General features: G+C 35.6%; 4 protein-coding genes. All 4 read left to right on the top strand.

The features are described from left to right. Positions 1 to 90: 90 nt before the first annotated feature. Complete coding sequence (locus AC3WJF_RS08345) at positions 91 to 1,722, top strand: response regulator (RefSeq protein ID WP_492451112.1); 1,632 nt, start codon at positions 91 to 93, stop codon at positions 1,720 to 1,722. 215 nt (positions 1,723 to 1,937) lie between these two features. Next, a complete protein-coding gene (locus tag AC3WJF_RS08340) occupies positions 1,938 to 4,799 on the top strand; it encodes an SH3 domain-containing protein (protein WP_492451110.1) in 2,862 nt (953 codons plus the stop codon). A gap of 118 nt (positions 4,800 to 4,917) precedes the next feature. After that, complete coding sequence (locus AC3WJF_RS08335) at positions 4,918 to 5,289, top strand: response regulator transcription factor (RefSeq protein WP_492451108.1); 372 nt, start codon at positions 4,918 to 4,920, stop codon at positions 5,287 to 5,289. After that, complete coding sequence (locus AC3WJF_RS08330) at positions 5,276 to 8,116, top strand: ATP-binding protein (protein ID WP_492451106.1); 2,841 nt, start codon at positions 5,276 to 5,278, stop codon at positions 8,114 to 8,116. The genes AC3WJF_RS08335 and AC3WJF_RS08330 overlap by 14 nt, the downstream gene beginning before the upstream one ends. Positions 8,117 to 8,274: the final 158 nt, after the last annotated feature.

The raw sequence follows: 8,274 nt of genomic DNA, 5'->3' as shown, positions 1-8,274 counted from the left end.
CTCTTGTTTCTAGAAAAGAAACAAGAGAACCGTCCCCATGTTTTTTTTCGAAATTATTGCTATATTATAGTTAACATTTAATTAGGCGGAGTGAGAATTTTGGATTTTTCTAAATATCAACATGTCTTTCTTGAAAAAATGAAAGAACAATTCGATCAATGGTTTGAATCTAGTGAAGTAGTTAGCATTTCTAATTCCGAATTATTTCATGTTTTGCATTCTATTAAAGGAACATCCGGGACCCTTCAATTAGATAGGCTTCACCATGTTTCTGGGAATTTAATGGATAGATTGAAAGAGTTGAATAAGGAACAATGGGAAAGACAAGAACTAGCCCAATTTCTTTTTGAATTAAAAGAACAAACGGATCATTTTACACCATCAATAGAAATAAAGGCAAAGAAGGTACAAGCTCGAAACGATAATATCCCACTCATTCAAATTATTGATGATGATATTTCACTGTTAATTCTGTTGAAAGATTTCCTTGAAAAACAAGGATGGATGGTTATTACGAATTCCACCTCCGAAAAAGCGATTTCCCAATATTATGATTTGCATCCAGATTGTGTCGTAATCGATGTGAATTTGCCTAACAAAAATGGTTTTGAAATAATTAAAGACTTACAGGAACATAGCAACAAGGTTTTCGTTCCAATCATAATGATTAGTATTATGAATGATCGGGCTACACGAATGAATGCCTACAAAATGGGAGCAGATGATTTTATTGCCAAACCGATTGATTTAGAAGAACTGGCGGTACATATTGAGCGGCATCTGCAAAGAAAGAAAATATATGACCAGTCAGTTTTATTAGACGAACTTACAAACCTCTATAATCGCAGGTATTTGAAAGTTGCATTTGATCGTTGCATCGATGAATTGAATCGGTTTCACGGGCGGTTTAGCCTGGCGATATTAGATATTGATCATTTCAAAAAAATTAATGACCAATACGGGCATCTAACGGGGGATATGGTTCTGTCTAGGTTTGCTTTATTTTTGGCAGATAATACACGGGGGACTGATATTGTATTCCGATATGGAGGAGAGGAGTTTATTATTCTATTTCAGAATACAGATCAACTACAAGCATATGAGATAGTTTCGAGATTGTTGGCTGATTTCTCTACACAGCATTTCGAATTTGATGATGGAACTTTCTTCCTTACTTTTTCCGCTGGAATTAATACCATTTGTACCGTAGATACAACACTGGAGTCTGCAATAGGTGCTGCCGATCAAGCGTTATATCATGCAAAGGAACTAGGAAGAGCTAGGGTGGAATGCTGTAATGAGCCTCCAGCAGAATTGGAAAAGAAACCGTTATTTATTTCTGTCATTGATGATGACTCTGTTATTCGCTCCCTTTTAATAAATAAATTACAAGAAATAGATTCCAATCAATATGAAATCCATTTGCAGGCATTTGAAAATGGTCCAGCATTCTTCGACTCTAAATATCTTGAAAAAACAGGAGAGCATTTTCTTATTTTAGACGGTGAGATGCCTATTATGGACGGACTGGACATTTTACAAAAGGTAAAAGAAACAGAGGAGAATAATAGTGTCCAAGTCATGATGCTGACCGGAAGAAATAGCGAAGCAGATATCGCGAGGGCCCTAGAATTAGGGGCAGATGATTATATGACCAAGCCATTTAAGATGTCAGACCTACTGGCAAGGATTATGCAACTTATTCATAGGAAAAAAAATTAATGCTATTAGTACCCACATAAAGGACAAGCTTAATTCGAAATAACTGTTTTTGAGAGGATAGTTTTTTACTATCCTTTTTCATTTTTTAATAGGAAAATAGAAGGGTTTTACAGAAAGTCTATGAAATTTGTAAAATTGACTCTAATCTTGTCGATATTACAAATGAGCTCACTTTTTACAATTTTGTGGGGAATATAGTAGGAGAGGAGAAAAAATTGAAGAAATTAGTAAAATCACTGTTAATATCAACTTGTATTCTATTGGTGGCTTTTTCAACAGCTATTTCACCGATAGGATCAGACAAGGCAATGGCAAGTAGCACCATAAAAATGAAAAAGACTTCTTATCAAACGACAGCTAATTTAAATATGAGAAGTGGTGCGGGGACTAAGTATAAAAATGTAATAACGATCCCAAAGGGAAAGACGGTTACAGTCACTGCAAGAAATGGTAGTTGGCTAAAGCTATCCTATACTTATAAAGTAAAAAATAAAAATGTAACCAAAACAGGTTGGGCAACCAGTAAATATTTAAAGGAATACTATAAATATGTATCGACTGCCAACACCTATTATTTTACTACCAAATCAGCAAAACTGTATTCCAAACCTGATACAAAGAAAAAAGCGGTTTATACCATTGCAAGTAAAAATGGATTTGCTTCTAAGCAAAAGGTTGTAAACAGTATTGGGCAGACATGGTACAGAATAAGCTATAAGGGAAAAACATTGTACATCAGAAGTAGTGATGTCAAAAAGTACTCTTTCACATCTTTTTCAGCAACAAGTTACAAAACACAAAAAGATACGTACGTCTATCAGCTATATGGGAAAACGTATAAAAAACTCAAAAAGATTCCTAAAGGCGCAACCATTACATCGAAGAAAAGAATCGGTGATTGGTACAGTGTCACATATAATAAAGTGACAGGTTATTTTTATATCGGGGATGTTTCTAAAGTCGTAACCTATAAAAATACTAATACGGCCGTAACCTACTATTTTACTACGAAAACGGCAAATCTTTATTCTACACCTGACACAACAAAGAAAGCAGTATACACGATTGCAGGCAATAATGGATTTGCTTCCACTCTGAAGGTTCTTAATAGTGCTGGGCAGACATGGTACAAGATAAGCTATAACGGAAAAACACTATATATTAAAAGTAGTGATGTTAAAAATTACACTTTCACATCCTTTACAGCAACTGATTACAAGACTCAAAAAGATACTTATGTCTATCAGCTTTATGGGAACACTTATAAAAAATTAATAACAATCCCAAAAGGAGTAACCATTACATCGAATAAAAGAATCGGTGATTGGTATAACGTTACGTATAATAAAGTGTCTGGTTATTTTTATATCGGAGACGTTACTAAAATTACTGGATTAACTTATAAAAATACGGATACGAAAGCAACCTATTATTTTACAAAAAAAGCAACTAAGCTTTACTCAAGTGCCGATAATCTAAATAAGGAAAAGTATTCTATCGGTAGTAATAATGGGTTTGTTTCTACACAAATGGTTATCAATAGTCTTGGGCAAACATGGTATCGTGTTTCCTATAACGGGACAAATGTATATATTAATAATGATGATGTAACGGCTAAACCATCTGCATCATTTTCGAAAACGCAATTTAAAGCAAATGTGGATACTTATGTGTATCAGTCTTATGGAAAAGATTATGGAAAACTCACGCCAATTCCAATAAATACAGTCATTACATCAACTAGTAGTATTGGAGATTGGTATAGTGTCTCGTACAATGGAGCTACAGGATATGTGTATAGTGGCGACTTTACGACATATATGACGGAAACAAAAATAGCAGATACAACCTATGTTACAACGGATAACTTAAATCTTAGATCGAAAGCGGATGCATCTTCAACCATTGTTACTACCATTCCAAAGAGTACCATTATCATTGCGACTATTAAGGTTTCCAATGGCTGGTACAAGGTTCAGTACGGAAGTAAAACGGGTTATGTTAATGGAAGCTATATAAAACAAGTTACAACAGGTGCTCCACTACAGAACAGAGATAGTTATCAGTTCATTGATTTACGCACAAAGTCTCCTGTAACAGCGAAACAGATTAATGATTATATTGCAAAATATGTCAATTCAACAGGGAAAATCAGTGTGTTAACTGGAAAAGGCCAGGCTTTTATTGATGCAGGGAATAAAAATGGTATTAATTCACTTTATTTGGCAGCTCACGCTATTCATGAAAGTGCATACGGGACATCCATGATAGCAACCGGGAAAAATAATTTATTTGGTTTCGGTTCTTATGATGCAACACCATTTATTGCTTCCTATAAATTTGCTTCCGTTGACCTTTGTATTGATTACTTGGCAAAAGAAATCAAAACAACTTACTTAAATCCAAGTAATTGGAAGTTTAATGGTTACGATCTTGGCTTTAGTACAAAAGATATGAATAACACTCGAATAGACGCGAACAGTGAGGGGATGAATTTTTATTATGCTAGTGACCCGAATTGGGGAAAAGCAATCGCACAGCATATGCAAAATATCCTACCTTACGATAAAGCATATTATAAAAATGCAGCTGTAAATTCTACTATTCCAGCTCGACCAAGTATACCTGCAGGAAGTGATTTGTTCCCGAACAATGTTCAAGCAGTGGCTAACAAGGAGCTGGTTCTTAACTCGAGTAAAGGAAAGAATGATGCAGTTCTCAAGCTTAAAAAAGGAACAACATTCTTTATTCTAGAAAAAACGAATGATTTTTGGGTAAGAGTAGTAGTAGACAACAAAACGTATTGGACAAATGATATTAAATTTGATAGTTACAAAACCTATCTATCTGTTACAAACCTAGGTAGAACGACAGATTCGTTAAATTTCAGAAAAGATCCTAGTACTTCCGGTAACAATATCATTAAAGTATTAAATCCAAATACCTATGTATCTATTATTCTAGCTAAAGACGGTTCTCTTACAATGGATAGCACAAAATCTTGGTATAACATTCAATTAGCGGATGGAACCAAAGGATGGGTCAGTGCTTCATATATTAAATTAGAGCTAAAATAGCATAATTTAATAAGAACTATCATTTTGGAGTAGTAGATATTCCAATAATGATAGTTCTTTTTCTGTATGATAAAATGGTATTTATGGTGTTTTGACAAAAAACTAGAGGGGTTAAGAAATGAAAAAGATTTTACTAGCAGAAGATGAAGAAGTCCTACGAATGTTAATTATGGATACACTTGAGGAAGAAGATTACGTGGTACAAGAAGCTGCCGACGGTCAAGAAGCAATCCAATACATGGAAGAACAGGAATATGATTTGCTGATCTTGGACTATATGATGCCTAAATTTACTGGACTTGAAGTCATTAAACATATAAGAGAAAATCAAAAAAATCACGATGTAAAGATACTCATGCTTTCTGCGAAAAGCCAGCAGTTTGAACAGGAACAAGTATTTGAGGCAGGAGCGAATTATTTTATCGCGAAGCCTTTTAGTCCGATTGATTTATTAGGAAGAGTGGAGGAGATTCTCCATGAAAATAAATAAGAAAAGTTTGTCCAGGCGCTTTCTTATTTTAATGGTAAGTTTTTTTGTCTTCTTTGTCGTAGTTTCAGCTACTCTCTTTATCGTGCATCATATGCTGAATACTACCAATTACAATGAGCGGAGTGAAATCGTCAAAAAGGAAAAAATCGCCCAGGCGATAAGTGAAGATTTTAATCAAGCATTTTTTGATGCAAGAGGATATTTAGCATTTGGAAATGCAAGCATGAAGGATAGTGCGCTTGCCCAAGGGCCAAAAATCAAAAGGCTGGAAAAACAGTTTGAAAAAATAGTTACAACAGATGAAGATGAAAAATTTTTGGACAATATTAATGAATTCACAAGCTTCTATTTTGATGATACATTACCAACAATTATCTCCCATCATCAATCCAGTAATCATAACGAAAATACAGGCTTGGCAAATGGACAAATTACTTCAAAAGTCGTTTCTTTTCAAAAGCAATTGAAAGACTATGTCCAAGATCTAGACGAAAATCTCGACAACCATTTGCAAAAACTTACTATCTTACAATCTAATATTCAACTCATCTTTCTCCTATTTGTACTAGTAGTTTTGGTTATTCTTTTAGGAATAATGATGTATATGTTTCGTCAATTAGGAAAGCCTTTGACCACCTTATCGATTGCAGCAAATGAAATCGCAAGCGGTAGAGAGGTCTCTATTTCCCTCGATACAAAGCGGGAAGATGAAATCGGAATACTATCGAAATCATTTCAAAGAATGGTCGAGAAAGTTTCGGAAAAAGAGCAGGATTTGTTGGCGCATAATGAAGAACTTATTGCCCAACAGGACGAGCTCCAAGCACAGCAAGAGGAACTGGAAAAGGCTTTACACACTTTAAATGAAAACAGTGAAAAATTAATAAATCGTAATAAATTAGTCAATCAGTTGTCGGGCAACATCCAAATGCAGGAGCTCTTGGATAACAGTGTAGCTAATATGTGTAAAATCATTCAGGCGGATAAGGGAATTATTGCTCTTGCAGACGATTCAACATACGCTTCATTTGGCATCTCTTCTTCGGGTTCCCAGCAATTTTTGGATCATATGAAAAACGATATATGTGAACAATTAATGATCTCCAAATTACCTATTACTTTCAAAAGACAGCTGGAATTATCGGAGAAAGGTTACCATGAGGGGAATTTGTATGGATACGATCTTTACTTACCGGTTTTATCATCAGAAGAACAATTACTTGCGGTAATGATCTTTACCCGCTATGGATCATCGTTTCCTGAATCCCAAATGGAAGAGTTTCAAGCACTTGCAAAAAGTATCGGCATTAGTCTTGAGAATATCTTTCTTTTTCAAAAATCAGAGAAGGATCGCAAGCAAAATCAGGACATTCTCAATACTCTTCAAGAAGGTGTGCAGCTATTTGATCGCAACGGGACAACGCTGCAAATCAATGATCATCTCTTGCAGATCCTCGAATGTGACGGTTCTCGGGTTTTAGGAATGTCATGGGAAGACTGGGTTGACTTTCTGAAAGCGAAGGTAAAAGAGAAAAAAATCGTTAATTTCCTGGAAAATGCCCTTCATTCAGAAGTGGAATTGGACACATTTATTTATACGTTAGAGAGTTCACAGAAAGTGATCAAGGTCTATAGCAAAAAGCTGTATCATGACGATGTAAAAATCGGAACCGTGTTGGTCCACCGGGATATTACGAAAGAATATGAGGTAGACCAAATGAAATCCGAATTTGTAAGCACGGTTAGTCATGAATTAAGGACTCCGCTTTCGAGTATACTTGGGTTTACTGAACTAATGCTTAACCGTGAATTGAAACCAGAGCGGCAGAAAAAATACTTAACAACTATTTGGAATGAATCCAAGCGCTTAACGTCATTAATTAATGATTTTCTGGATGTCCAAAGAATGGAATCTGGCAAGCAAACATATGAGAAAAAATATATTCATTTATTGCCGATTTTAAATAAAATTATCGAAGCCGAGAAAGTAAACACAAATCAGCATGAACTTATTCTAGAATCATGTAACTCACATCCAATTATTCTTGGGGATAGAGAGAAAATCGAGCAAGTATTTACCAACTTGATCCATAATGCCGTTAAATATTCTCCTGATGGTGGAAATGTAACGGTGAAGGTTACCACAGCCGATCAACAAGTGAAAGTTGATATCATTGATCAAGGTTTAGGTATACCTGCGGATGCGATGAGCAATTTATTTACGAAATTTTATCGAGTGGATAATTCCGATCGTAGGAAAATCGGCGGGACTGGACTTGGTCTTTCCATTGTCCAAGAGATCGTAAAGGTTCATGGTGGGGAAGTATCTGTTCAATCCAAGCTTGGCAGCGGTAGTACATTTACTGTCTTATTTCCCGCTGCGTTAGGGACGGAACTAGTTAGCGAGCCAAATGAGAGAGTGGACTCCACGAATGATTATCACATTTTGTTGATTGAAGATGACGCCAGTTTGGCTGAACTGATAAAACAAGAACTTGTCGATAATGGTTTTCATGTCAGTTACGCTACAAACGGAGCTGCCGCACTGCACTTCTTGGAAGACACGACTCCGGACGCCATTGTTTTAGATATTTTACTTGATGATGAAATCGATGGATGGAAAATAATGCAAGAAGTAAAGCAAAACAGCAAACTACAACAAATTCCAATCATCATCTCAACAGCCCTGGATGAAAAAGAAAAAGGCATTTCCTTAGGCGCCATGGCCTACTTAGTCAAGCCATACCAACCTAGCCAACTATCAAAAGCAATCATGCAAACACTATTAAAGGTTGGAAAAGAAGGACAAATATTGGTTCCCGAGTAGGGAACAAAGGGACGGTTCTCTTGTTTCTTTTCAAGAAACAAGAGAACCGTCCCCGTGTTTTATTCTAATTTCTGCTCCGTAAACGTTAAATAAAAAATATATGCAAATGCTGCGATTATGTCGAAAAGGAAGAAAGAATTTAAAATTGGCTCCATTAT

Source organism: Heyndrickxia sp. FW510-T9 (genome assembly GCF_058781025.1).
The sequence above is the reverse complement of the archived record's forward strand: the minus strand, read 5'-3'. Positions and strand labels throughout refer to the sequence as shown.